The sequence below is a fragment of the Streptomyces sp. NPDC002476 genome (genome assembly GCF_042889785.1).
In the GTDB taxonomy this organism is placed as follows: Bacteria; Actinomycetota; Actinomycetes; order Streptomycetales; family Streptomycetaceae; genus Streptomyces.
In genome coordinates, this window is sequence record NZ_JBIARH010000003.1 from 354,632 (window position 1) to 379,487 (window position 24,856).

The window sequence follows — 24,856 nt, forward strand, 5'->3', positions numbered from 1 at the left end:
CACGGGCTTCAGGCGACGGGGAAGGCGTAGAAGACCCGGTCCCGTTGGACGATCGCGGTGCCGTCGGTGGCCAGCACGCGGTACGGGGCGGTGACCGTCGGACCGTCCGGCTCCGGGGCCCCGATGTCCTGGAACTTCCACAGCCGCCGTCCGTCCTGCGCGGCGAAGGCGGTGACCTGGGAGACGTCCGAGGCCAGCAGCGTCCTGCCGGTCGTGCTGACCGTCACCGCGGGTGCGGCGGTGCCGGGCACGGCCTCCGTCGAGCGGCGCCAGCGGAGCCGGCCCGTCGCCCGCTCGACCGCGCCCACCTCCTGGCCGAGGTTGCTGATGTGCAGCAGCGTTCCGCTGACGACCGGGGTGCCGTACGGGGTGCCGCTGGTGCCGTTGAGCGTCCACTTCGGCTTGCCCGTGGGGGTCTCGAACGCCTGGAGGCCGCCGCCGACCGCCGCGTACAGCAGCCCCTGCTCGTCGCCCGTGGCCGCGCCGGCCGGTGCGACCGCGCCGATCGCCCTGGCCCACAGCTGCTTCCCGGTCTTCCGCTCGAAGCTCCGGAAGACGGCCTTCCCCTTGGCCGCCTTGATATCGGCGGGGGTGAGCGTGGCCGGGGTCTGACGTACGACGACGTCGTCCTCCCGGACCGCGATCACCCGGTAGGTGGGGGCGGCGGGGCCGCGCCCGGTCGGCACCGGGGTGCGCCACAGCTGCGCGCGGCGCACGACGTCGTGGGCGAACAGGTACGAGTTGACGACCTGGCGGTCCTTGCCGCGCTTCTTGCCCTTCTTCGGGGGCGGGGCCTTGACGGTGACCTTGTGCGAGCCGGTGAACCAGACCACGGGCCCGGACGCGCCCACGACCCCCGCGACCGCGAGGTCCGGAGCACCGGGGACCCGTTCCGCGTGGGCCTCCCGGTGCACGACCTTGCCGTCCTTCGCGGACAGCCACAGGAATTCCGCCGGGGCGGCGACGAAGCAGAGGTCCTTTCCGGCCGGCAGCACGGTGTGGCCCTTGGCGGCCTCCGGGCTCGTCCAGAGGCGGCGTCCGGTGCGCAGGTCGACAGCGGTCGTCCCGTTCTCGCCGGTCAGCACCAGCAGCCGGTCGTTCCAGAGGGTGGCGGTGAGCGGGGACGGCTCGGCCGCCGGATGCCGGTACACCCAACGCGGGCGCGGCGGAAGCCCCGCCACGCCGGCCCGGCTCCGGCTCGGCGCGGGCTCGGGATCGTCCGTTGCTCCGTCGTCTGACGCCAGTGCGAACGCCCCGCCGCCACCGACCGCCAGTCCCGCGACACCGGCCGCGAACCCGATGAACAGGCCGCGCCGGTCGACCCCGGGCCGGGCGGGCGAGGCGGGCGGGACGGCGGAGGCGGGAGAGGCGGGGGACGCCGTGGGGGTCGGGAGCGGCGCCGACGGCAGGGGCGGTGCGGGCGCGACGGCCGGTGCGGGCGTCTGCGCGGGAGAGGGGGACGCGGGCAACGCGGGGGCGCCGGTGAGCTCCTGCGGGACGGACAGCTGGGTGGTGGCCCGGTCGGTCGTCGGCACGCGACGCGCGATGTTCCCGAGCTGCGCGGTACCGGTGTCCGTGGCGACAGGGGATTCCGCGGCGGGGGTGGGAGTGGGGGCAGAGTCAGGAGCAGGGCCGGGGGCGGCCTCCGGAGCCGGTTCGGCGGCCGGTGATTCCGGCATGTGGCCGGTCGCGCTCAACTCCCGTACCTGACGCGACTGTTCCCTCACCGCGGCCACCAGGCGCTCCGGCAGCCGGCCGTCCCTCGTCAGGTCCGTCGATCCCTCCGGGGCCAGTTCGGAGGCCACCGTCCCCGCGTCGGGCCGGTCGGCGGGGTCCTTCGCCAGGCAGCGGGCGATCAGGCCGCGCAACTCCTCGGGGACCGCGCCGAGTTCGGGATCCGTGCGGGCGATGCGTTCGGCGCCCTCGGCGGCCGGGCCGTCGGCGAGCGGGGTCGTGCCGGTCGCCGCGTACGCCAGCAGCAGGCCGAGCACGAAGAGGTCGGACGCGGGGCCGGGCTCCTCGCCCTCCACCTGCTCGGGGGTGAGGTAGCCGAGCCGTACCGACAACTGCCCGCCGGGCCGGGCCTCGGCGGCGGCCGCGGCACCCAGCGGGCCGAACGCCGTGAGCCGGGGGCCGTCCTCCGCCAGCAGCACCGTCCGGGGAGCCAGCCCCTGGAGCACGGCCCCGGTGGCGTGGACCCGGGAGAGGGACCCGGCCAGGCCCGCCCCGAGGATGCGTACGGTGTGTTCGGGGAGCGGGCCCGAGACCTCGATGGCGTCGGCGAGCGTCAGGGCGGGCACATAGGGGGCGGCCGTCCACGGCAGTTCGCCGTCCGTGCCGTCGACGGGGGCATCGGACCCCGGCCGTTCCCCGTCCCCGGCCAGCAGCGCCGCCGTACGGGCCTCCGCCTGGAACCGGCGCCGGAAGGCGGGCAGTACGGCGAGTCCGGGGCGGGCGGCGGTGACCACGACGGCCGGTTCCGTGCCGTCCCCGGCCGGCTCGGAACCACCGAAGGGCGTCCCGTGCGCGAGGTACTGCACGGCGCTCGCGGTCTCCCGGAGCCGCGCCAGCAAGGCGTACGGTCCGATGCGACGTGGATCGTCCTGACGCAGCGCCTCCATGGCGCACCCCCTTGCTGACCGCTGACCGCTGACCGTGCCCGGCACCAGAGCGTCGATCTTACGACCTGGGGAGTAAGAGGGAGCCCGCTCCCTCTTACTCCCCAGGTCGTTGGACCGCCGCCCCGGTCCGGACCGGGGCCGTCCCCTCAGTTCGGCTTCGACCAGGGCCACTTGGGGCTGTGCCGCGTCCGCCCCTCGGGGACGTACTCGTACCTCCAGCCGCGTTGGATCCCCAGCCGCTTGGTGTGACCGGCCGGCGCCCTGCGGTACGCGTGCACGGTGGCGGGACCTCCGCCGGCCTCCGGCACCGGGACCTCGTACCACTTGGGGGGATGACCGGTCGGGCCGACCAGGACGGGCAGGACCCGCCCGTCCAGCGGGCCGCCGGTGAAGGGTGTGTTCTCGCTTCGCACCTTCCCAGTCTCACCCACCGGCAGGCCCCCGGGACGCCGCGGTGCCGCCGACGCCGCGATGCCTGCGCGCCCCGACGTACCGGGAACGGCCGACCGTCCCCCAGGAGCCCCGATGCGCCGGGAGTGGCCGGTCAGCGCTCGGGCAGCAGGTGGGCCGCTCCGCCGACGACCGGGAGCAACCGCTGTGCGAGCCGCCCGGCCGGGCCCGCCTCGTCCTCCAGCGACAGGAGCGCCGCCATCGCCGCCGCGGCCTCCGGATCCGTCGCCGCCGTCGTGGCCAGCATCCCGATCAGCTGGTCCACCAGCCAGTCGCGCAGCTCGGACGCGGCGGGCCGCTTGCCCTCGTCCAGCCAGATCAAGGACGCAGCCTCGACGGCGGCGATCCAGGTGCGCACCATCATCCGGAGCCGGGGCCCGGGCCCCGGTCCCTCGTCGCCCCGGCCCAGGTGCAGCAGGATCTGTTCGGCCGCCGCCCGCCGCACCTCGTCCACGATCGCCGTCGTACGGGACGTCTCGACGACGCTGCCGCCCCGCAGCAGCGCGCTGAATCCGGTGTCGTGCTCGTCCACGAAGGCCAGATACCGGTCCAGTACCCGCAGCACCCGTACCGTGGGCGGGCCCGCGGGCGGCTCGTTGAAGCACAGGATCAGTTCCTCGGCGGCGGACCGCAGCGCCGCCTCGTACAACTGCTGCCGCCCGCCCGGGAAGTAGCGGTACACCAGCGGGCGGGAGACCCCGGCGACCACCGCGACCTCGTCGAGCGACACCTCGTCGGGCGCCCGGTGGGCGAACAGGGTGAGCGCCGCGGCGAGGAGCTGGGAGCGACGTTCCTCGACGCTGAGCCTTCGGTACGCGCGATTCGGCGGGGCTGCGGCAGAGGTCATACGAGGAAGCCTAAGGGCTGTCCCGTAATCCCCGGCGGGCGCGCGACGACGCTTCGTTCGAGCGGGGGAGACCCCATGCGAGGGCCTTTGGCCGCCTTGCGACCGCACACACCGGTCGACGCTCCTTCCGGGCAAACCTTGCCGGTCGCGGCACCAGCGAGCCCTGCCGCACGGTGACCGGACCGCGACCGGACCGGCGTGGGCCCCGGGCCCTTCCGGCCCGGACGGGCCCGCCGCGTCCGTCCCCGTTCAGGCCAGCAGTCCGGAGCTCCTCCACAGCCTGCGGCCCACCCCGTTCAGCACCCCGATGTCGTCGAAGAAGTCCGTCAGCCGCTTCGCGCCGTTCTGCATGACCTCCGCCCGGTGGCGGCTCGCCTTCACCTGGGCGACGGCCTCGCGGCGGTCCAGGCCGACGTTCTCGTACACCCGCGGGTTGACGAAGCAGACGGAGAAGACGCGGGCCGCCTCGCCGCAGCCGAGCCGGGTCAGTTCGCGTTCCCAGCGCGGGGCGGTCACCATCTGGCGGCGCAGTTCCTCGCGCGCGTACCGGACGTGCCGGGCCTCCTCGACCACGTGGATGCGGGTCACGCCGCGCACCAGCGGCTGGACGCGCTCGTCCGGGAAGGTGAGGCGCTGCATCCAGTCGAGGATCTCCTCGCCGAGCAGGGTCGCCGCGAACGAGCCGGGCGTGGTGGAGACGGTCTTCAGCACCCGCGCGAGGTTGTGATGGACGCGCGGTACGGGGTAGTCGGGCGCTCCGCTCCACTTGATCATGCGGCCGAACATCATCGAGTGCCGGCACTCGTCGGCTATCTCGGTGAGCGCGTAGCGGACGTGGTCGCTGGTCACCGGCCGGTCGTAGATGTGCCGGACCAGCAGCTGCATGAGGATGATCTCGAACCAGATGCCGAGCGAGGCCAGCGACGCCGCCTCGTGCCGGGACAGATCGAGCCGCTGCTCCTCGGACATCCGCCGCCACAGCGGGGTGTCGTAGAGCGAGACGAGCTCGGGCGGCCAGTGCCACGTGCCGTCCTCGGGCGGCGAGCCCCAGTCGAGCTCCTTGTCCGGATCGAAGGAGTGCTTGGCCGAGGAGTCGAGGAGGCGCGCGGCGATCTGTTCGCGGTCCCGGAGCGGGCCGATCGCGTCGCGGAGCAGCCGCACGTCACGTTCGGTCACTGGAGTCATGGCTGGGGTGCCTCTCACAAGGATGACAAGAGGGATGAAGGTGACAGTGGGGGGATGGGAGCGAGGGCGGGGACAGGGGCGGCCGGGGTGACCAGTCGACGTTACCGGCGGTCACTTCTTATGAGACTGCTTGTCAGTAAAGTCGTCAATCCCTTGCGTGCAACTTGTTGACCCGGTGTCTATCAACGTGTGAACCTGCCAACCGACGTGACAGGCAAGGAACGTGACGGATGAGGTACGCGAGGCGTGAGGAGCCGTCCATGTCGACGCTCGACCTGTACACCACCGCCCCCGACGCACCGCTGTGGCAGGTGCCCGCCACCGGCGCCGCCCGCTTCAGCTGGGACTACGACGACGGCCGTGAACGCCTGCTCGCCCTTTACCAGAAGGGCAAGGACAAGCAGTGGGACGGCAACAAGCGCATCGACTGGTCCCTGGAGGTGGACCCCTTCGACCCGCTCGGCGCGCCCGACGACGCCCTGACCCTGTACGGCACGCCGCACTGGGCGAAGATGACCGACAAGGACCGGGGTGAACTGCGCAAGCACTACGCCTCCTGGCAGTTCAGCCAGTTCCTCCACGGTGAACAGGGCGCCATGGTCTGCGCGGCCAGGATCGTGGAGTCCGTACCCGACCTCGACGCGAAGTTCTACTCCGCGACCCAGGCCATGGACGAGGCCCGGCACGCGGAGATATACGGCCGGTTCCTGCACGAGAAGATCGGGATGCTCTACCCGGTCAACGACAACCTTCAGGCGCTGCTGGGCGACACCCTGCGCGACTCCCGCTGGGACATGCCGTACCTCGGCATGCAGGTTCTCATCGAGGGACTCGCCCTGGCCGCGTTCGGCATGATCCGCGACACCACGGACAAGCCGCTGCCCAAGCAGATCCTCGCCTACGTCATGCAGGACGAGGCCCGCCACGTCGCCTTCGGGCGGATGGCGCTGCGCGACTACTACAAGCAGCTGAGCGATGCCGAGCGCCGTGAGCGCGAGGAGTTCGTCATCGAGGGCTGCTACCTGATGCGGGACCGGCTCCGGGGCGTCGAGGTGCTGGAGAACTTCGGCATAGGCAAGGAGGAGGCGCACGAACTGTCCGAGCGTTCGCCGTTCCTCCAGCTCTTCCGCAGGCTGCTGTTCAGCCGGATCGTGCCGTGCGTCAAGGACATCGGGCTGTGGGGCGAACGGCTCCAGCAGGCGTACGTGGACATGGGCGTCCTCGAACTCGGCGACACGAACCTGGATCTGTTGATGACCCAGGACGAGGAACTGGCCGAGCGACTGGACCGGGAACGCTTCGCGGCGGAGGAGAGCGCCCGGGTCGCCGAGGTCGAGGAGGCGGTGGCGCACGGCGCGTCGAGCACGCCGGGGGAGTAGCGAGAGCGGGCCTCCGGCAGCATCGCGTGCGTCGCCTCGATGCCCTCGGCGGTGACGCCCGCCCGTTCGGCCGCCGGCTCCGCCAGGTCCCGGGCCAGGCCGTGCCCGTACGCCTCCGTCAACTCGTCCAGCCACTCCATGCCGGGGGCGTCGGCACCCGGTGCAGGGCCCGGACCAGCAGCAGCGGACAGTGGACGCGGCGGAACAGGGCGAAGAGGCCGACGGCGTCCATGGCGTCCAGAAGCCGTCGAGGTTCACCGCTCCCGGCACGCGGTCCGGCCGTTCGGCGGCGTACGAGGCCGCCACCATCCCGCCCGGCGAGTGCCCGACCGGGAAATGCGAGGCGGGCTGTGCTCACCCGGGCCGGTTCATGGCCGGGCGGCCGATTGCCGGTGCGCCGGCCGTCGACGCCGTGTGTCGGGACCGCACGGTGGACAGCGCGTCCTGCGCCGCACGGGCCGTTTCGACCAGCGAGACGTCCGCCCCGTGCTCCGCGACCAATTGCAGACCCACCGGACAGCCGTCCGCCGTGAAACCGGCCGGTATGGTCGCGGCGGGATGCCCGCTGAGGTTGAACGCCCAGGCCAGGGCGGTCGAGTAGACCTCGCCGGGACCGTCGTGGCCGTGCGGACGGTTCGGGGTGGCCGGGCTGAGCAGCAGTGGCACGCGGGCGAACAGCGCGTCCAGCCGGCGGTCGTTCTCGCGCCGCAGTTCGCGGGCGTGCGGGGAAGGCTCCCCGCTCCGGACCTCCTGCCACGCCTCCCGGGGGTCGAGCAGGTCGCACGTGCGGTCCGCCGGCCGCACCACGCCGGCCGCCACCAGGCGGTCCACGGCGCGCCGGACCACCGCCGCGACCTCCGGTTCGACGTCCGCGTATCCCAGGTCCGGGCTGAAGACGGCAGGGACCGGGAGGGCCGGGACCGGGAGGGCGGGCGCCGCCTGCGGGTCCGCGTCGGGGACGCGGCGGCGGTGTCCGCCCCGGACGCCGGGCAGGCCCTCCGGGACGGTCGGCAGGCCCTCCGGGCCCCGGCCGCGGTTCGCGTCCAGTACGCAGCGCAGGTACGTCAGGGCGCCGGCCGCCGAGCGCGTCAGCACCCCGGCGGAGGCGAGCCCGGACCGGTCGGGCGAGGGCAGCAGACCGTTCGTCGTCTTCAGGCCGAACACCCCGCACCACGCCGCCGGAATCCGTACCGATCCCGCCCCGTCGCTCCCGGTGGCCAGCGGCACCATGTCCGCCGCGACCGCCGCCGCCGAGCCCGCCGAGGAACCGCCCGGGGTGCGGTCGGCCCGCCACGGGTTGACCGTACGGCCGTGCGCGCCCAGCCCCCATGTCTGCCAAGGCGTGCCGGGGCCGGGTACCGAGGTCGAGCCGACCGGCACCGCGCCGGCCGCGATCAGCCGCCGGGCCGCGTACGAGCGGATCCCGGCCCGGCCCTTGACGGCGAACGGCAGGGCGCCCAGCGGGAGGTGGGCGGCGCGTTCCGCGTCCGCGACCGCCTGCTCGTGCCACACCTCGACGAACGCGGACAGACGCGGGTCGTCCCGGCCGATCCGCTCAAGCGCCGAGACCACCGCGCCCGTATCGCCCGTACCGGTCATGTCCGTCACGCGTCCCCCCCCCGCATCCGCCACGCGGATCCGTATCCGCCGCGCGGTCAGTCTCGCAGGGTGCCCAGGGCGGCTTCCATCACGGAACGCGCGATCGGGGCGGCGCTGCCGCCGCCGCTGATGTCGGCCCGGTGGGCGGCGGCGTCCTCCACGACCACGGCGACCGCGACGGCCGGACGGCCCGAGTCCGGCGACTGCGCCCAGGAGATGAACCAGGCATACGGCAGGCCCGAGTTGTCGAGGCCGTGCTGCGCGGTGCCGGTCTTGCCGCCCACGGTCACGCCGTCGATCGCGGCATTGGAACCGGTGCCGCGTTCCACGACGTCGACCATCATCTCGCGCAGCAGCATCGCCGTACGCGGGTTCATCGCCCGCCGGTAGGTGCGCGGGCCGTACCGGCGGACCACCGAGCCGCTCTTCGTGGTCGTACGGTCCACGAGATACGGGTACTTGAGGTCGCCGCCGTTCGCCACGGCCGAGGCGACCATCGCCATCTGGAGCGGGGTCGCCGTCGTGTCGAACTGCCCGATCGACGACAGCGCCAGCTGGTCGTCGCTCATCTCGGTGTCGAAATTGCTCTTGGCCACCCCGGACGGGATCCGCAGCCCGGTGTCGTCGAAGCCGAACCGCCGTGCCGCGTCGACCATGTCCTCCAGGCCGACCTGCACCCCCAGTTCGGCCATCACGGTGTTGCAGGAGACCCGGATCGCCTCGGCCAGCGAGGCGTTCTCGCAGCCCTCCGCCTCGTTGGGGAGCGTGGTCCGGGTGCCGGGCAGCACGTACGGCGACGGGGTGTCGGTCCCGGCGTCGGGATCGACGACCACGTTCGCGTCGAGCGCCGCCGCCGCGGTCACGATCTTGAAGGTGGAACCCGGCGGATAGGTCTGCCGGATCGCCCGGTTGAGCATCGGCAGGCTCTTGTCCGCGTTCAGCCGCCGCCAGGCGTCGGTGACGGACGGACCGGTGCCGGAGATCAGCCCCGGATCGTACGAAGGGGTCGAGACCAGGGCCAGGATCCTGCCGGTCGAGGGCTCGACGGCGGCGACCGCCCCCCGTCGCCCGTCGAGCCCCTCGTAGGCGGCGCGCTGCATCGAGGCGTCGATCGTGGTGACCACGTCGCCGCCGGGCTGCCGGCTCCGGGTGATCTCGTTCCACAACGGGAACGGGGCGAGCGCCGAGTCGGTGCCGGACAGGACGCCGTCCTCGGCGTGCTCGATCAGGGTGGTTCCGTACGTCTGAGAGGCGTAGCCGGTCACCGGCGCGTACAGGGGACCGTCGCGGTACGTGCGTTCGTACGCGAGCTGCTCGCCGGTGTTCCTGGAGCCGGTGACGGACGTCCCGCCGACCAGGATGTCGCCGCGCGACTGGCTGTAACGGGTGATCGTGAGGCGGCGGTTGGCGGGGTTGGCGTCGAGGCTGTCGGCCTCGAAGACCTGGATGCGCGCCGCGTTCAGCAGCAGGGCCACCAGCAGCAGCAGACAGAGGGCGGCGGCACGGCGGATGCAGTGGATCACGGCATGTCCTTCGGTCCGGGCGTCGAGCCTTTCGGTCCCGGCACCGCGCCCCCGCCCTTCGGCCCCGGCCCGGAGCCCTTCGGCCCGGGTGCCGGGTCCTTCGGTTCCGGCGCGATGACCCCGGTCTCCGCGTGGGCGGGCTGAGGGCGGCGGGCCTGGTCACTGAGCCGGATCAGCAGCGCCACGATGATCCAGTTGGTCACGACGGACGATCCGCCCTGTGCGAGGAACGGCATCGCCATGCCGGTCAGCGGGATCAGCCCCATCACCCCGCCTGCGATCACGAACACCTGGAGGGCCAGGATCGAGGCGAGACCGATCGACAGCAGTCGCCCGAACGGGTCGCGCAGGGCCAGCCCGGCGCGGTAGCCGCGGGCCACGAGCAGCGCGTACAGCAGGAAGATCGCGGTCAGCCCGGTCAGGCCGAGTTCCTCGCCCGCGGTCGCCAGGATGAAGTCGGACTTGGTGGCGAAGCCGATGAGGACGGAGTGGCCGAGCCCGAGTCCGGTGCCGAGCATCCCGCCCGCGGCGAACGCGAACAGCGACTGGGCCAGCTGGCTGGGTCCCCGTCCGGCGGCGATGGTGGCGAACGGGTCGAGCCAGTCCTGGACCCGGCTGTGCACATGCGGTTCGAGGGAGCCGACGACGAACGCGCCCACCGCGGCCAGCAGCAGGCCCACCGCGATCCAGCCGGTCCGGCCGGTCGCCACGTACAGCATGATCACGAACAGGCCGAAGAAGAGCAGCGAGGTGCCGAGATCGCGCTCCAGGACCAGCACGCCGACGCTGAGCACCCAGATCGCCACGATCGGGCCGAGCACCCGGCCGGTGGGGAACTGGAGCCTCCAGATCCGGCGGCCGGTGAAGGCGAGGGCGTTGCGGTTCGCGGCGAGGTACGCGGCGAAGAACACGGCGAGCAGGATCTTGGCGAACTCGCCGGGCTGGAAGGAGAGTCCGCCGACCCGGATCCAGATCTTGGCGCCGTTCACCGCGGGGAAGAAGATCGGCAGGATCAGCAGGACCAGCGCGGTGGCGACCGAGAGATAGGCGTAGCGCTGGAGCACCCGGTGGTCGCGCAGGAAGACGACCACGACGATGAACAGCGCCACGCCGAGCGTCGACCAGACCAGCTGGGTGGGTGCGGCCTGGTCCTTCGGGGTCTCCAGGTCGAGCCGGTAGATCAGCACCAGCCCCAGCCCGTTGAGCAGTACGGCGATGGGCAGGAGCAGCGGATCGGCGTACGGGGCGCGGAAGCGGACCGCGAGATGGGCGAGGAGGGCGAGCAGCCCCAGCCCGCCGCCGTAGCCGGCCACGTCGGGCGGGACGGCGCCGTTCCTGGCCAGCCCGACGGCCGCGTAGCCGTAGACCGGGACGAGGACGGCACCGATGAGGAGCAGTAACTCGACCCCGCGCCGCTTGGGCAGACGCAGAGCGGGCGGGGGTGTGTCCGCCGTCGTTACGGTCATGCCACGCAACGTAGCAAGATGCGAGGGTTATTTCCCTTATGTCATAGCGGGAATGTCAGCGGGGGATGCCGACCAGGCCCTGGCGGCCGGCAACGTCGGCCGTGCGTGTCGGTCCGGCACGGCAGCCAGGAGTGCCGGCCGGGCCCGGCGGCCGAAGCCCGTCCACCAGGCGCGTCAGCCGGGGTTCCCGTCCCGCGCCCTCGCGTTCCCGCCCCGTGCCGTCGCCTCGTCGGGCCGCCGTGCGCGCGCGGTTCCTTCGCCGTCCGGCCGCCGTACGCGGTCCGCCGCTTCTCCCTCCGATGGCCGGACACACGTCCCGTCGTCGTCCGGCCGTGCGTATTCCGGGAGCGTCAGGCGGGCCACCGCCCCGCCGCCGTCCGGGGCGTTGGCGAAGGTCAGCTCCGCGCCGATCACCGCGGCCTGCCCGACGGCGATGGTCAGCCCCAGGCCGTGACCCTTGCCGCCGCTCTCGGTACGGAACCGCTGCGGGCCGCAGTCCAGCAGGTACTCCGGGAAGCCGGGCCCGTGATCGCGTACGGTCACCGTCGGCCCGTCCACCGTCAGCAGCACCGGGGGCCGGCCGTGCTTGTGCGCGTTGGCGATCAGATTGCCCAGCACCCGCTCGACCCGCCGTCTGTCGGTCTCGACCCGTACCGGCACGGGCAGCCGCGCGGGCGTGTGCTCCCGCCGCCGCGCGGCTCCGGCCGCCGTACCCGCGCCCGCTCCCGTCGCGGTCTTCCCGTGGCGGACCTCGGTCTGCGTTCCGGACGCGCGCACCACGCGCTCGATGAGCGGCGCGAGTTCGAACACGTCGAGTTCGACCTGCTCCGTACGGGCGTCGAGCCGTGAGATCTCCAGCAGGTCCTCCGTCAGGGCCCGCATCGCGCCGACCCGGTCGCGCACCATCTCGGACGGCCGCCCGGGCGGCAGCAGTTCGGCGGCGGCCGTCAGACCAGTGAGCGGGGTGCGCAGTTCGTGCGCCACATCGGCGGTGAAACGCTGCTCGGCCAGCAGCTTGCGCTGGAGGGTGGAGGCCATGGTGTCCAGCGCGCCCGCGACGATCGCCACCTCGTCCTGCGGACGCGAGGGGTGCGCCGTGCGCGGGTCGTCGACCCGGGCGTCGAGGTCGCCCGCGCTGATCCGGCGGGCCACCCGGGCCGTCTGGTGCAGCCGCCGGGTGACCCGGGTGACGGCGAACGCGCCGACGAGCAGGGTGGCGCCGGTGGCCAGCAGCGAGGAGCCGACGATCGCCCGGTCGAGCGCGTTGATCGTGCGGACGCTCTGGCCGTAGTCGACCGTCGTGGCCAGTGTTCCGCCGTCGGCCGGGGCGGCCGCCCACATGACCGGACGCCCGTCGCGGTCGGCGACCAGCGTGCCGCGCTCGCCCCGGGCGGCCAGCGCGCGCAGGGCAGGGGGCAGCCCCGGCGGATCGATGCCCGAGCCCGGCGGCAGCGCCTCGCCCGCCTCGTACGCGGTCGTGACCTCCGAAAGCCGGAACAGCGCCTTCTCGCGGGCCTCGGCAACGGTCGTGCGGGTCACCTCCCCGTGCACCAGCACGCTGAGCAGGGCGGCGAGGGCGCAGCACATCACCGTGATGAAGACGGCCGATTTCCAGGTGAGCGTCGCCGTCCAGGCCGGGATTCGCAGGCGCCGCGGCCCCGTACCGGCCCGTCCGCCGGATCCATGACGCCGGGCCGCCGCACCCCGCCGCAGGCCGTACGGTCTCATCGCCGCTCCGCGGGGACGCCGACGGAGGGGGTGGCGGTGGTGTCCGGGACCGGGACCGGGTTCGGCGGGCCGGTCTCGACGGGGGTCCGCGGCGCACGGGGCGAGGGCATCCGCAGGATCTCGTCCCGTGTGGGCAGCATGGCGCGCTGCCGGTCGTCCCAGGACCAGGCGGTGCGGTACTCGTAGCCCCGGATGGCCGACGGCACCCGCATGATCAGGTCCCGCCCGGCCAGCTCGATGCTGATCACGGCGTCCGAGGTGGACAGGATCCGGGTCAGACCGCCCGCCTCCGGCTTGTAGACGCGTACGGAGATCTGCTGGTCGGGCAACCGGATGCCCAGCACCATCTCGTCCTTGCCGTCCCCCGTCAGATCGCGGAAGTAGGGGCGCAGCACCGGGCAGGAGGCCGGTTCCTCGCCGCACGCGTCGAGGCGGCGGACGGTGTCGGGGGGAAGGTCCTTCGCACCGCCGGACCGCTCGGAGCGCGCCTTCAGTCCGGCCCGCACCACCGCGACCGGGTCCAGTCGGTGCACGTCGCCGTCCGGCACCTCGATCCCCGGTATGCGCGCGGTCTCGCCCTCGCCGTAGTCGTACGGGGCGGCGGAGGCGGGCGGCAGCTCGGGCCAGAGCCGGGCGGGCCCGACGGCGTGCGGGGCCGGTCCGGTGCTCCGCAGCCCGCCTCCCCCACCGCAGCCGGCCAGCAGCACGGCACCGGCGGCGGCCCCGAGGGCCAATGCCGTACGGCACCGAACGCGGCGACGCGGACGCATGTCACGCTCCCTTCCCTTGGCCCATGCCCCCTAAGGGCTGTCCCGTAATCCCTGGCGGGCGAGCGACGACGGCTGCGGCACCTCGCCGCGTTGTCGGAACGTCCGCATACATCCGGTATGCGGACGCCCCTCCGCCTTGCGATGCACCACATCCGACGCCGCACGCCGATCCACCATGGATTACGGGACAGCCCTTAGACCTTATTCGGAAGGAAGTCGTTCATTCCTATTTAGTACTGGCTGTGTACCGGTGCGGTACAGGGGGTTCCGGCCGACGCCGTCGCGCGCACTGTCCGTTCTTGCGAAAGGCTGCATCGCTCGGCGGTGGTGACCAGCGAGGTGCAGTGGTGAACTGCGTCATCGGCGCTGAGAAGTGTCAGTCCGTCCCTGCATTTTCGACGGCTCAGCCGTCCTGCCGCGACACCATCGGTCGCCCAGCCGCAGCTGCGTCAGCGAGGCTGTAGAGCGGAGAGAAGGCCACGGATGCGTTCCTCGATCTCGTCTCGGATTGGCCGGACCGCGTCAATGCCTTGGCCGGCCGGGTCATCAAGCTTCCAGTCGAGATACTTCTTGCCGGGGAAGACGGGGCAGGTGTCCCCGCATCCCATGGTGATCACCACATCGGATGCCTGCACGGCCTCGATGGTGAGCATCTTCGGTGTCTCGGCCGACAGGTCGATGCCGACTTCGGCCATCGCCTGGACGACGGCGGGATTCACCGTGTCGGCCGGTGCGGACCCGGCTGAGAGGACCTCAACGCGGTCGCCCGCGAGGTGGGTGAGGTAGGCGGCGGCTATCTGGGAGCGGCCCGCGTTGTGAACGCACATGAACAGCACGGATGGCTTGGTTTCAGACACGGGTGGGACCTTCCGGGACGGTGGCTGGTTCGGTCACCGAAATGGGCTGGGGGAAGAAGCGGCGGGCGGCGAGGGCGACGTAGACGAGGCCGATGAGGACGGGAACCTCGATGAGCGGGCCGACGACTCCGGCGAGGGCTTGGCCGCTGGTGGCGCCGAAGGTGGCGATGGCGACCGCGATGGCGAGCTCGAAGTTGTTGCCCGCGGCCGTGAACGCCAGCGTCGTCGCTTTCGGGTAGTCGAGTCCGACTGCGCGGCCGACCGCCATGGATCCGGCCCACATCAGCGCGAAGTAGACCAGCAGCGGCAGCGCGATCCGGGCGACGTCGAGGGGCTGGGAGGTGATGGCGTCGCCTTGGAGGGCGAACAGCACGACGATGGTGAACAGCAACCCGTAGAGGGCGAACGGCCCGATCCGGGGGATCAGGTTCGCCTCGTACCAGGTGCGGCCCTTTGCCTTTTCGCCCAGGTGGCGGGTGAGGAACCCGGCCAGGAGCGGGATGCCCAGGAAGATCAGCACGGAGCGGGCGATCTCCCACATGGATACGTCGAGGGCGGTTTGCTGAAGGCCGAGCCATCCGGGGAGGACGGAGAGGTAGAACCAGCCGAGCAGGCTGAACGCGAGGACCTGGAACACGGAGTTCAGGGCGACCAGGACGGCGGCGGCCTCGCGGTGGCCGCAGGCGAGGTCGTTCCAGATGATGACCATGGCGATGCACCGGGCGAGACCGACGATGATCAGGCCGGTGCGGTACTCGGGCAGGTCGGGCAGGAAGAGCCAGGCGAGGGCGAACATCAGGGCCGGGCCGACGATCCAGTTCAGGATCAGCGAGGGGATGAGCAGGCGGCGGTCGCGGGTCACGGTGTCGAGTCGGTCATAGCGGACCTTTGCCAGCACCGGGTACATCATCACGAGCAGGCCGAGCGCGATCGGCAGCGACACCCCGGTGACGGTCACTTTCGCGAGCGCGTCGCCCAGGCCCGGGACGAGGCGGCCCAGGCCGAGACCCGCGGCCATCGCGGCCAGGATCCACACGGCGAGGAACCGGTCCAGGAACGACAGCCGCCCGGCGACCGGCCCCGCGGTGTTCGTGTTCACGAGGCGGCCCCGGCGGGGTCGGGCAGCGGCTGGCCGGCGGGGCGGGTGAGGATCGCGGCCAGTTGGTCGGTCATCCGGGGCAGCAGCCGGTAGTACACCCACGTCCCGCGCCGCTCGGAGTCGATCAGCCCGGCCTGTTTGAGCAGTTTCAGGTGGTGGGAGATCGTCGGCTGCGACAAGTCGAAGGCGGGGGTGAGGTCGCAGACGCAGACCTCTCCGCCCGCGCGGGAGGCGATCATCGACAGCAGCCGGAGGCGGACCGGGTCGCCCAGGGCCTTGAACACCTTGGCCAGCGTCTCCGCCTGGCCCTCGTCCAGCGGTGCGGTCAGCAGGCCGGGGCAGCATCCGTCAGCGCCGTCCTGGCCGAGCACCACAAGCTCTTGTTTCGACATGCTTCTATGTTGACGTTCTTCGATCCAAGGCGCAAGGTTGCATCGACAGACATCGATGCAACCCGATCGGGGAGACTGCCATGTCCCGTGTCCAGCTCGCGCTCAACGTCGCCGACCTCGAAGCATCGGTGGCCTTCTACTCCAAGCTGTTCGGTGTGGAGCCCGCCAAGCGGCGCCCCGGCTACGCCAACTTCGCCATCACCACGCCGCCGCTCAAACTCGTCCTCATCGAGGGCGAGCCCGGCCAGGCCACCCGCCTGGACCACCTCGGCGTCGAGGTCGCCACCACCGACGAGGTCACGGCCGCCACCACCCGGCTCAAGGACGCCGGCCTCGCGACGTTCGAAGAGAACGACACGTCCTGCTGCTACGCCCTCCAGGACAAGGTCTGGGTGACCGGCCCAGGCAAGGAGCCCTGGGAGGTCTACGTCGTCAAGGGTGACGCCGATCAGCTCGGCAAGAACCCCGTCCTGGACGGCGACACCTGCTGCGCCGGGCAGGACGCGACCGCCGAAGCCGCGGAGCCCGCAAACTGCGCGTGCGGCAGCTGAACCACCCGGCCCGGCTCACCGCTGCCTCGGTGCGCCGGGCCGGGACACGAAGGACTCCGAACGCCTTGGGACCGGGGCTGTGGCGTGTTCGAGGGCTCGGCGTGCTTTCGCGGCCTGTTCCTTCATCTGGTCGTCGGTGCGTCGGCTGTGCCGGAGAGGACTCCGCGACCCCGGCCGACGCGTCTTCCGCCGGAGATCGGTTCCCGCGGTGGGTGAAGGGCCGTAGAGCCATTGAGTGCCGGGCGGAAGGCCGCGATACTGACCACCGGCCCACGGGGGATCAAGGGAGGACACATGAGCCAGGTCGTCACGGGGACCATGGTGCGCGTCGAGAACGTCCACAAGTCGTACGGCCAGGGAGCCGCCGCCGTCCATGCCCTGCGCGGCGTCTCCTTCGACATCCCCCGCGGTGAGCTCGTCGCGCTCAAGGGGCGCTCGGGTTCCGGGAAGACCACCCTGCTGAACGTCGTCGGAGGGCTCGACGCACCGGACCGGGGCCGGGTCACCGTGGACGGCCTGGACCTGTCGGAGCTCGGCGAGGACGGCCTGCTGGCGCTGCGCCGGGACCGGATCGGCTTCGTCTTCCAGTCCTTCGGCCTCATCCCGATCCTGACCGCCGCGGAGAACGTGGGCGTGCCGATGCGCATGCGCCGTGCCGGCGTAAGGGAGCGCGAGGAGCGAGTCGAGCTGCTGCTGTCCCTGGTGGGCCTCGCCGACCACGCGGCCCAGCGGCCCGGCGAGCTCTCCGGCGGCCAGCAGCAGCGGGTCGCCATCGCCCGCGCTCTGGCCAACAACCCCTCAGTGCTGATCGCCGACGAGCCCACCGGGCAGCTGGACGCGGAGACCGGCCATGCCGTGATGGAACTGCTGCGTGCGGTGGTGCGCAGCGAACAGGTCACCGCCCTGGTGGCCACGCACGACGCGACGCTGCTCGGCCTGGCCGACCGGGTGCTGGAACTGCGCGACGGGGAGGTACGGGAGGAGACGGGGGAGTAGGCCGAGCCGTCGCCGGTCAGGATTGCGTCAAGGACGCCCCCGACCTGCTCCTCGTCGCATGGGCCGGGAGCGTCGGCGGTCCGTGCACCGCTGTCCGGTCACGCCCGGCGATCAGCTGTGCCCGCTGTCGTCCGGCCATACGGTGATGTGGTCCTGTTCCAGATCCAGCGCCACTCGGTCGCGCATGCCGAGCGCCCTCGTGTACTCGGCGGGCAGCTGGAGGCGGCCCGCCCGGTCGAGCATGGCGTACTCGCGGGCCACCAGCGTCTCGTTGCCGGTGGTCTCGTCGACCTCGCTTCGGCGCAGGACCTCCGTGGAGGTGCGGCCGTCGCGGATGGCGACCGTGCGGCGGACCTCGGTGGCCACGGCGCGGTCATGGGTGACGATGACGATGGTGGTGCCCAGCTCCTCGTTCGCCGTGCGGAAGGCGGCGAAGATCTGCTCGGCGGTGTGGGAGTCGAGCTCGCCGGTGGGTTCGTCGGCGAACAGCACCGCCGGATCGCAGGCGAGGGCCACGGCGATCGCGACCCGCTGCTGCTGACCGCCGGACATCTCGTGCGGGCGGCGGTCTCGGCAGTCGGCGACCTGGAGCAACTCCAGCAGTTCCAGGGCTCGTTCGGTGCGGGCCCGGGAGCGGCGCCCGCCGGCCAGCTGGAGGGGCAGGGCGACGTTCTGGGCCGCGGTGAGATACGGCAGCAGGTTGCGGGAGGTCTGCTGCCAGATGAAGCCGACCACCTTGCGCCGGTAGTACAGGCGGTCCTTCGCGGACATGGCCAGCAGGTTGTGGCCGGCCACCTGGGCGGCCCCGGCGGTGGGGGTGTCCAGGCCGGCCAGGATGTTCATCAGGGTGGACTTGCCGCTGCCCGAGGCGCCCACCAGGGCCATGAGTTCGCCCTCGCGGACGAGCAGGTCGAGGCCCTGGAGGGCCTGCACCTCCACGCCTTCCACCGAGAAGACGCGGACCAGACGGTCGCAGGTGATGAGGGCGTCGTGGCCGTAGGCGGGCCGGTCGCGGGTGGCGGTCGCCTTGTCGGCCAGTTCGGCGAGGGTGGGGTTCGTCGTCATCGGGCTCCTTGGTCGATGAGGGGCCGCAGCCGGCCGGGTGCGCGCCGGGGCCGGCGCGTGCGGGTGAGGCCGCCGGAACGGAGGCCGCGGCCGCCCGGGCCGCCGAGGTCCGGGGCCGGGGCAGCCGAGTCCGCCGGGGTCAGGGGCCAAGGCAGCCGGAGCCCCCAGGATCTGGCGCCGAGGCCGCCGGGGGCGGGGCGCGCCGCCCTTCTCACTTCGTGTCACCCGCTCTCAACTCCCGCACCGCTCCTCTCCTCCCCGCCCACCACGCCTGTACGCCGGCGATTCCCACCGTCACCGCCACCACGGCCAGCGCCGGCACCGTCAGCGACCAGGCGTCGGGGTGCAGCGGGGTCTGCTCCGGGGGAGCGGTCGAGAGCGGCAGGGCCACCGCGGCCAGGTCCATGCCGGGGGAGAGCAGGCGGATCGCGGCCCAGCCGGTCAGGACGCCGCCCGCCGCGGCGAGCACGGCCTGGGGCAGGGACTCCAGGACGAGCAGGCGGCGGCCCTGCGAACGGGTGAGGCCCATGGTGCGGAGGCGGGCGAGCAGCGCGATGCGCTCGGGAGCGGCGCGCAGGAGAGACAGGAGCAGCGCGAGCACGGCGTAGCCGGCGCCTGCCGCCACCGCCGCCGTGTAGAGGCGCTCCACGCCGGACTGGAGGGGGGAGTCGAGGTACCGGGCTCTCTCGTCGGCGCGGAGATGGACCGACACCGCGTTCCGGGCCGCCTCGCGCAGGGCACGGCCGTCCGCTTCCGGGCCCGTCACCAGCAGCGTCGACGGCCTGGCCGCCGTGGCGCCGAGGCCGGCGCGGTCCACCACCAGGAAGTCGGCGCCCGTCACGGCCGGAGTGATGTCCCGGACGAGGACGATGCGGACGGTGACACTGCTGCCGTCCTCCATGCTGACGGGGAACGGAGCCGAGCCCTGGGCGTCCGCCACGCTCGGGGAGGCCACGGCGGGCAGCACGGCCCCGGCCCCCGAGCCGCTCCGGCCCTTCTTCAACGCTCCTTCGGAGAAGGCACCGAGCCCCGTCCGCCTCGTCAGCTCCGCGTAGCCGCCGGGATCCACGCCCACCACCGGGACGGCCTGATGCCCGTCGTTCGACTTCGTCCGGTACGCGATGCTCACCGCCGTCACCTCCTGCACGCCGGGGACCCGGCGCACCCGGTCGGCCAGCCCCGGGGGCAGGGAATCCACCGGCGACCTCAGCCGGGCGTCGGCCCCGACGGCGAGGAGCGCCGAGTGGTCCCGGGCCTCGCCGATACCCGCCAGGACCGAGCCGCCGAACGAGGCCGTGGTGAGGGCGGTGAGCAGGGCGAGCAGCGGCAGCACCGCGGACGCGGAACTGCGGCCGGCCCGGGCCAGGGACAGATGGCTCACCACCCCGCGCAGCCGCCCGGCCGGGCCGGCCAGGATACGCAGGGGGAAGGGGTAGAGGCGGACCAGCAGCAGCGCGGCGATCACCCCCACCAGCACGGGCGCCGCCGCGATCAGCTGATCACCGGGCCCCCCGGACGTGCCCTGCCGGCGCAGGGTCACCACCGCGGCGGCGGCCACCGTCACCAGCGTCAGCTCCGCGACCGTACGTCGCCGGGACGGCCGTACGGACGTCACGTCCTGGCGGAGCGCGGGGATGCGGACGCGCCGGTGGGCGGCCGCCGCCCGCAGCGGGAGGGCGGCGCAGGCGACGACCGTGACCGCGAGGGCGGCCAGTACGGCGGGCGAGGTCCGGGCGCCGGGGAGGGCCCACATCGCCACGGCCAGGCCGAGCGCCCCGGCCGGGACGGCGACCACCGCCGTCTCCGCGAGCAGGCGGGCGGTGAGACCCGGCAACGAGGCGCCGCGGGCGCGCAGCAGGGCCAGTTCGGTGCGGCGGCGGTCGGCTGCCAGGCCGCCCGCCATCACCAGGACGACGACGGCGACCGTACCGCTGCCGAACGCCGCGATCGAGATCAGCGTGGAGAGGCCGGAGCGCAGGCGGGAGTGGGAGGCGAGCACTTCGTCGAGGTCGGTGGAGGACTCCATGCGGGGGTCGGCGGCGTCACGCACCTGCTGGAGACTGGGGCCCGACTCCAGGGAGGCGACCGCGGATTCGAGCGCGCCCAGGTCACGGTGGTGCAGGGTGTCCGGGGCGGGGGCCAGCCGCCAGTAGCGGTGGGGCAGCTCCTCGATGCGCAGGAGCGCGGGGGCGGCCTCGGGTGCCAGCAGCAGGGCGCCGAGCCAGTACTGGGGCGAGTTCGGGTCGGCGGGCACTGCCCGCGTCAGCGCGGGCGTGCGCAGCAGGGGGTCCGCCGTCCAGTAGGCGCCGTCCCGGTCGCGCGGGGCGACGATGCCGGTGACCCGGACGTCGAGCGTGTCCGGGCCCGCGCTGGAGACGTGCAGGACCGACCCGACCCTGATGCGCAGGCTCTTGGCGGTGTCCGCGCTGACCGCCGCCTCCACCTCGGGCGTCTTCGCGGTGACCGTGCCGGATGCGCGTGGCAGACGGCCCTCGTCCAGCCGGGCGTGGTCGGCCATGCCCGCCTGCGCGACGAGGGCGACCCGGGCGGGCAGCCCGCTCGGCCGGGGCAGCCAGGGATCGGGTACCTCATGGTTCACGGAAGTGGCCGCGCCGTACGACGACTGGCCGAGGTCGGGGACGAAGGGGCGCCGGACCGTGCCGAGGATGCTGTCGTAGTCGTACTTCACGGTGGCGGGGCGCAGGAGTTCCTCGCGCTCGTCCTGCGGCATCTCCACCGTCATGGGTGCCGGGGCGGACAGCTGGACGACGCTCCGGAAATGGGGTGCTTGTTCGACGGAGCGGCGCAGGCCCGCGTCCTCGTACCGCTCCACCGCGCGCGGGAACGCGGCGGCCAGGCAGGCGGTCACCGCCACCAGCAGCGCGAGCGCGAGAGCGGCACCGGGGGCCGACCGCAGACGGGTGCGGACCCAGGGGGCGGCGGCACGTTCCACACGCCTGAACGGGATCACCATGTCACTCCCCCTCCCGCAGCGCCCGCACCGGATCGGCCTGGCGCACCGCCAGTAGCGCCACGACCACGACCGGGACGGCGGCCACGGCCGTCAGCAGGGCGGCCACCCGAAGCGGCGGCAGTTCCACCAGCAGATCCGGCACCGGGCGGGTGGCCTCGCCGGTCAGGACGATGAGCGGCAGCACCGCGCGGGTCAGGGCGATGCCCAGGCCCGTGCCCACGGCCAGCGCCAGCGCGATCAGGACGCCCTGCTCGGCCGCGACGGCACGGGCCAGCCGGCGGCGCGGGGCGCCCAGCGCACGCAGGATCGCGAACTCGGCATTCCGCTCCCGCAGCGCCCCTGCCGCACTCACCGCGAACCCGAGCGCGGCCAGCACCGCAGCCGCCCCGGCCGCCGCGGTGAACGCGGCCTCCGGGCCCGCCCCGAACGGGTCGTCGCGCAGCTCGGCGGCTATCTCGTCGCGCACGACGATCTGCCCGGGATCGAGGTCGGGCCGGGCGCGCAGAGCGGTGGCGATGCCCGCGCTGTCCGAGGGCGAGTCCGGCCGCAGCCACCACTCGGTGGGCGTGACGGCTGCCCCGTAGCGTGTCTGGAGGACCCGGTTCACGGCGCGCAGATCGAGGAGCACGGCGCCGCCGTCGTCCTCTTGCTCCCCGCCCCGGGTCGTCGGCAGCTGCCGCAGGGCGCGCACGATCCGCACGGGCACGTTCTGCCCGTCGAAGGCGATGTCCACCGTCTGACCGGGGCGGGCGCCGGCGGAGGCGAGGAAGCGATCGGTGGCGAGGGCGGCCACAGCGGTGGTCCTGGGCTGTGTCACCTGCATGCGCAGTGTCAGCGACGGCCTGAGCCAGGGCTGGTAGGACGGAATGTAGCCCGTGCCGTACACCACGGTCGGGTGCGCGGCGGGGCGGACGCGCGGGCGGGCCGGCGCGGTGTCGGAGCCGGGCGAGCCCAGCCCCTGGGTGCCGGAGACCGCCGTCCAGGACGCCGGCAGGGGCACTCGCCGTGCCGTGCCGGCGGCGGTCGTCGCGGTCAGGGCGTCGAGGGTCAGGGTCTGCTGTTCGGCTCGGAGGGACGGCACGGGCAGCACGAGCTCCACCCCGGTGAGCGTCAACGGCCCGTGGTTGCGCGGCAGTTCGACGGACAGTGTGTGCGGGCGCCCGTCGGCGGGGAGTTCGCCGGACGGCAACGGGTAGGGGACGCCGTGCTCGTCCTCCAGCGTCTGGGTCACGGTCGCCGCGCTCTTCGTGCCCCGCGCCGAACCGGCCAGGGTCGCCGTCAGCGTCAGCCGGGTCGCCCCGGCGGGCACGCGCGCGCCCGCCGACTCACCGGGACCCAGCCCCGCCAGCAGCTGCTTCATCGGGGCGGGCGCCAGGTCGGGGCGGAACAGGACGGTGTCCGCCGCGCGTGCGGTGTCCAGCGTCAGCACCGTCGCCGTGCGGCGCCCGGACAGCGGCAGGGTCGTCCGCACGGCGGGGACGGCCTCGCGCACATGGGGCACGGCCGCGTAGTCCTGCGTGCGGCCGAACTCGCCGCCGCCGGTGCCCAGGATCCGCACCGGCGCGCCCGCCGCGAAGTCGGCCTGGTCGTCCTGCGAGCGCTCCCAGGAGGAGCCCTGGCCGATCGCCAGTACGCCGAGCGCGACGGCCAGGACGAGCAGCAGCACGGGACCGGCGCCGCGCCCCGGACGGCGGCTGAGCTGCCAGCCGGCCAGCGCCGCGGCCAGCCCCCGCCCGCCCGTCGCCCGGCGCTCGGCGAGCCGGGCGGCCAGCGGCAGCAGACGCAGCGTCAGGACCGCGCCGGCCAGCAGCGCGAGGGCGGGCGCGGCGACCAGCAGCGGGTCGATGCCCAGGGCGCCGGTCGTGTCCGCGCTCACCGCGCCCGACGTGCGGCGGTCCAGCTGCCAGTAGGCGACCCCGGCCACCGCCACCAGCCCCAGGTCCGCCCCGGCCCGCAGCGGAGCGGGCAGGGCGTGGGCGCGGGACGTGCGGAACCCGGTCGCCGCGACCGCCGGCAGGGTCACCGCCAGCGCGCACCCCAGCGCCACTCCGGCCGCCGTCAGCCACACGCCGAGCCGTCCGCCGGCCGACACCTCCAGCTCCAGTCCGAGCCGGGCCAGCGCCCCCTGCCCGGCCAGCAGCCGGATCAGCGGGCCCGCCAGCAGCGGGGCGATCAGCAGCGCGGGCCCGGCCAGCAGCAGCGCCTCCCGGACGGCGAGGCCGGCGAGGGCGGGGCGGGAGGCGCCGCGGGCGCGCAGCAGCCGGGTCTCGCCGGTGCGTTCGGCGGCGAGCAGCCGGGCCACGAGCAGCAGCGCGCAGGCCGCGAGCAGGGCGAGCTGGAGGGCGACGATCAGGAGGGTGGAGCGGGAGACGAGCAGGGAGCGCTCGACCCGGTCGAGGACCTCGGGCAGGGCGGTGCTCGCGGTCGTCCCGCCGACCGTACCGCCCTTGCTGCCGTCCCCGGTGGGCAGTTCGAGCAGGGCCGGCCCGGTGCGCGCGGAGGCGCGCAGGGCGCCGATGCGGTCGGCGGTGAGGCTGGCGAAGTCGGCGGAGGCGAGCCACCCCGACCCTCCGCCGCTCACCCGGCCGCCGGTGACGACGGAGGGCGTCGTCAGCAGGGGGCCGTAGGTGGTGAAGGTGGACGCCCGTACGCCCCGACCGCCGAGTTCGTCCAGCAGCCAGTAGGGGGAGGCCGGGTCGGTGGGCCGGTACACGCCGGTGACGAGGATCCGCACGGGCGGCCCGTCGAGCCGGTCCGTGACGGTGAGGCGGGCGCCCGGCGCCAGTCGCAGCCGCCGCGCGGCGGTCTCGGGCATCGCCACCTCGACGTCCGGCGCGCCCGCACGGGGCAGGCGCCCTCCGCTGATCCGCACCTGCGTGGGGTCGATCGCCGCGAAGTGCGTGAGGTCGGGCTTGTCGTCGGGCCGGGTGGCCGCGGCCGGGGTGGTTGCAGGCAGGGCGTACGGGCCGGAGCGCACCAGCGTCCGCACGGTCACCGGCAGTCCGTCGAAGACCCGGCGCGCTCCGTCGCGCACGGCGGCGTCGGCGGTCCGGCGACGATCGGCCGCCACCTCGGCCTTGACGACCAGCGCGGCATCGGCGGCATTGCGCGGCTCGGCCAGCGAGTGGCGCAGGGCCGCGTCGCCGATCGCGGTCGAGTAGGCGGCCAGGGCCGCCAGCACGGACGTGGTCAGCAGGACGGTGACGAGCGCGGCGGTGATCAGCGTGCGATGCGCCCGCGCCCTCGCCAGGACGAGCGTGGCACGCCCCGAAAACCCCGCGAAACGCCCCCCATACGTCGTCACTCGGCTTCCCCCAAGCCTCTACTGTCACCGTCGCCTCAGACTTTCCGGTG

General features: G+C 73.6%; 18 protein-coding genes. 3 read left to right on the forward strand and 15 right to left on the reverse strand.

Annotated features, from left to right (window positions below; all coding sequences use genetic code 11):
* Window positions 1–8: 8 nt before the first annotated feature.
* The 4 genes from ACFYXM_RS05410 to ACFYXM_RS05425 all read right to left on the reverse strand — a co-directional run bounded on the left by ACFYXM_RS05410 (window position 9) and on the right by ACFYXM_RS05425 (window position 5,103).
* Window positions 9–2,621, reverse strand: coding sequence for a PQQ-binding-like beta-propeller repeat protein (locus ACFYXM_RS05410; RefSeq protein WP_389287061.1), 2,613 nt, complete (start codon window positions 2,619–2,621; stop codon window positions 9–11).
* Between the two features lie 146 nt (window positions 2,622–2,767).
* Window positions 2,768–3,034: a hypothetical protein gene (locus ACFYXM_RS05415; protein ID WP_389287063.1), complete on the reverse strand. Its 267-nt coding sequence runs from the start codon at window positions 3,032–3,034 to the stop codon at window positions 2,768–2,770.
* 131 nt (window positions 3,035–3,165) lie between these two features.
* On the reverse strand, window positions 3,166–3,918 hold the full coding sequence (locus ACFYXM_RS05420; RefSeq protein WP_389287065.1) for a TetR/AcrR family transcriptional regulator: 753 nt from the start codon (window positions 3,916–3,918) through the stop codon (window positions 3,166–3,168).
* Window positions 3,919–4,167: 249 nt separating this feature from the next.
* Window positions 4,168–5,103, reverse strand: a complete 936-nt coding sequence (locus ACFYXM_RS05425) for a diiron oxygenase (protein ID WP_389287066.1) — start codon at window positions 5,101–5,103, stop codon at window positions 4,168–4,170.
* 260 nt (window positions 5,104–5,363) lie between these two features.
* Here ACFYXM_RS05425 and ACFYXM_RS05430 point away from each other — a divergent pair, with 260 nt between their 5' ends.
* A complete protein-coding gene (locus ACFYXM_RS05430; protein WP_389287067.1) occupies window positions 5,364–6,482 on the forward strand; it encodes a ferritin-like domain-containing protein in 1,119 nt (372 codons plus the stop codon).
* 354 nt (window positions 6,483–6,836) lie between these two features.
* Here ACFYXM_RS05430 and ACFYXM_RS05435 read toward each other — a convergent pair whose 3' ends face one another.
* From ACFYXM_RS05435 to ACFYXM_RS05470, 8 genes are all read right to left on the reverse strand, one after another.
* Window positions 6,837–8,081 carry an amidase family protein gene (locus ACFYXM_RS05435; protein ID WP_389287186.1) on the reverse strand — a complete coding sequence of 415 codons (1,245 nt, stop codon included), beginning with the start codon at window positions 8,079–8,081 and terminating at the stop codon, window positions 6,837–6,839.
* 56 nt (window positions 8,082–8,137) lie between these two features.
* Complete coding sequence (locus tag ACFYXM_RS05440; RefSeq protein WP_389287068.1) at window positions 8,138–9,604, reverse strand: peptidoglycan D,D-transpeptidase FtsI family protein; 1,467 nt, start codon at window positions 9,602–9,604, stop codon at window positions 8,138–8,140.
* The gene (locus ACFYXM_RS05445; protein WP_389287070.1) at window positions 9,601–11,070 is read right to left on the reverse strand and encodes an FtsW/RodA/SpoVE family cell cycle protein; all 1,470 of its coding nucleotides are present in this window, start codon (window positions 11,068–11,070) and stop codon (window positions 9,601–9,603) included. Before ACFYXM_RS05445 ends, ACFYXM_RS05440 begins: the two co-directional genes overlap by 4 nt.
* Window positions 11,071–11,244: 174 nt before the next feature.
* A complete protein-coding gene (locus ACFYXM_RS05450) occupies window positions 11,245–12,798 on the reverse strand; it encodes an ATP-binding protein (protein ID WP_389287072.1) in 1,554 nt (517 codons plus the stop codon).
* Window positions 12,795–13,568 (reverse strand): hypothetical protein, encoded by a 774-nt coding sequence (locus ACFYXM_RS05455; protein ID WP_389287073.1) that lies wholly within the window; start codon window positions 13,566–13,568, stop codon window positions 12,795–12,797. Before ACFYXM_RS05455 ends, ACFYXM_RS05450 begins: the two co-directional genes overlap by 4 nt.
* A gap of 449 nt (window positions 13,569–14,017) precedes the next feature.
* Complete coding sequence (locus ACFYXM_RS05460) at window positions 14,018–14,425, reverse strand: arsenate reductase ArsC (RefSeq protein WP_389287075.1); 408 nt, start codon at window positions 14,423–14,425, stop codon at window positions 14,018–14,020.
* Window positions 14,418–15,524 (reverse strand): ACR3 family arsenite efflux transporter, encoded by a 1,107-nt coding sequence (gene arsB, locus ACFYXM_RS05465; protein WP_389287076.1) that lies wholly within the window; start codon window positions 15,522–15,524, stop codon window positions 14,418–14,420. The genes ACFYXM_RS05460 and arsB overlap by 8 nt, the downstream gene beginning before the upstream one ends.
* On the reverse strand, window positions 15,521–15,916 hold the full coding sequence (locus tag ACFYXM_RS05470) for an ArsR/SmtB family transcription factor (protein ID WP_389287078.1): 396 nt from the start codon (window positions 15,914–15,916) through the stop codon (window positions 15,521–15,523). Before ACFYXM_RS05470 ends, arsB begins: the two co-directional genes overlap by 4 nt.
* A gap of 80 nt (window positions 15,917–15,996) precedes the next feature.
* On the opposite strand from ACFYXM_RS05470, the gene ACFYXM_RS05475 reads away from it, so the two are divergent.
* Entirely contained in the window at window positions 15,997–16,467 is a 471-nt protein-coding gene (locus ACFYXM_RS05475; RefSeq protein ID WP_389287079.1) for an ArsI/CadI family heavy metal resistance metalloenzyme, read from the forward strand.
* Window positions 16,468–16,761: 294 nt separating this feature from the next.
* The gene (locus ACFYXM_RS05480) at window positions 16,762–17,463 is read left to right on the forward strand and encodes an ABC transporter ATP-binding protein (RefSeq protein ID WP_389287081.1); all 702 of its coding nucleotides are present in this window, start codon (window positions 16,762–16,764) and stop codon (window positions 17,461–17,463) included.
* Window positions 17,464–17,574: 111 nt separating this feature from the next.
* Here the strand turns inward: ACFYXM_RS05480 and ACFYXM_RS05485 are convergent, their stop codons facing one another.
* From ACFYXM_RS05485 to ACFYXM_RS05495, 3 genes are all read right to left on the reverse strand, one after another.
* Complete coding sequence (locus tag ACFYXM_RS05485) at window positions 17,575–18,528, reverse strand: ABC transporter ATP-binding protein (protein ID WP_389287083.1); 954 nt, start codon at window positions 18,526–18,528, stop codon at window positions 17,575–17,577.
* Between the two features lie 211 nt (window positions 18,529–18,739).
* Window positions 18,740–21,502, reverse strand: coding sequence for an FtsX-like permease family protein (locus ACFYXM_RS05490; protein WP_389287084.1), 2,763 nt, complete (start codon window positions 21,500–21,502; stop codon window positions 18,740–18,742).
* 1 nt (window position 21,503) lies between these two features.
* Window positions 21,504–24,806 (reverse strand): FtsX-like permease family protein, encoded by a 3,303-nt coding sequence (locus tag ACFYXM_RS05495; protein ID WP_389287085.1) that lies wholly within the window; start codon window positions 24,804–24,806, stop codon window positions 21,504–21,506.
* Window positions 24,807–24,856 lie beyond the last annotated feature (50 nt).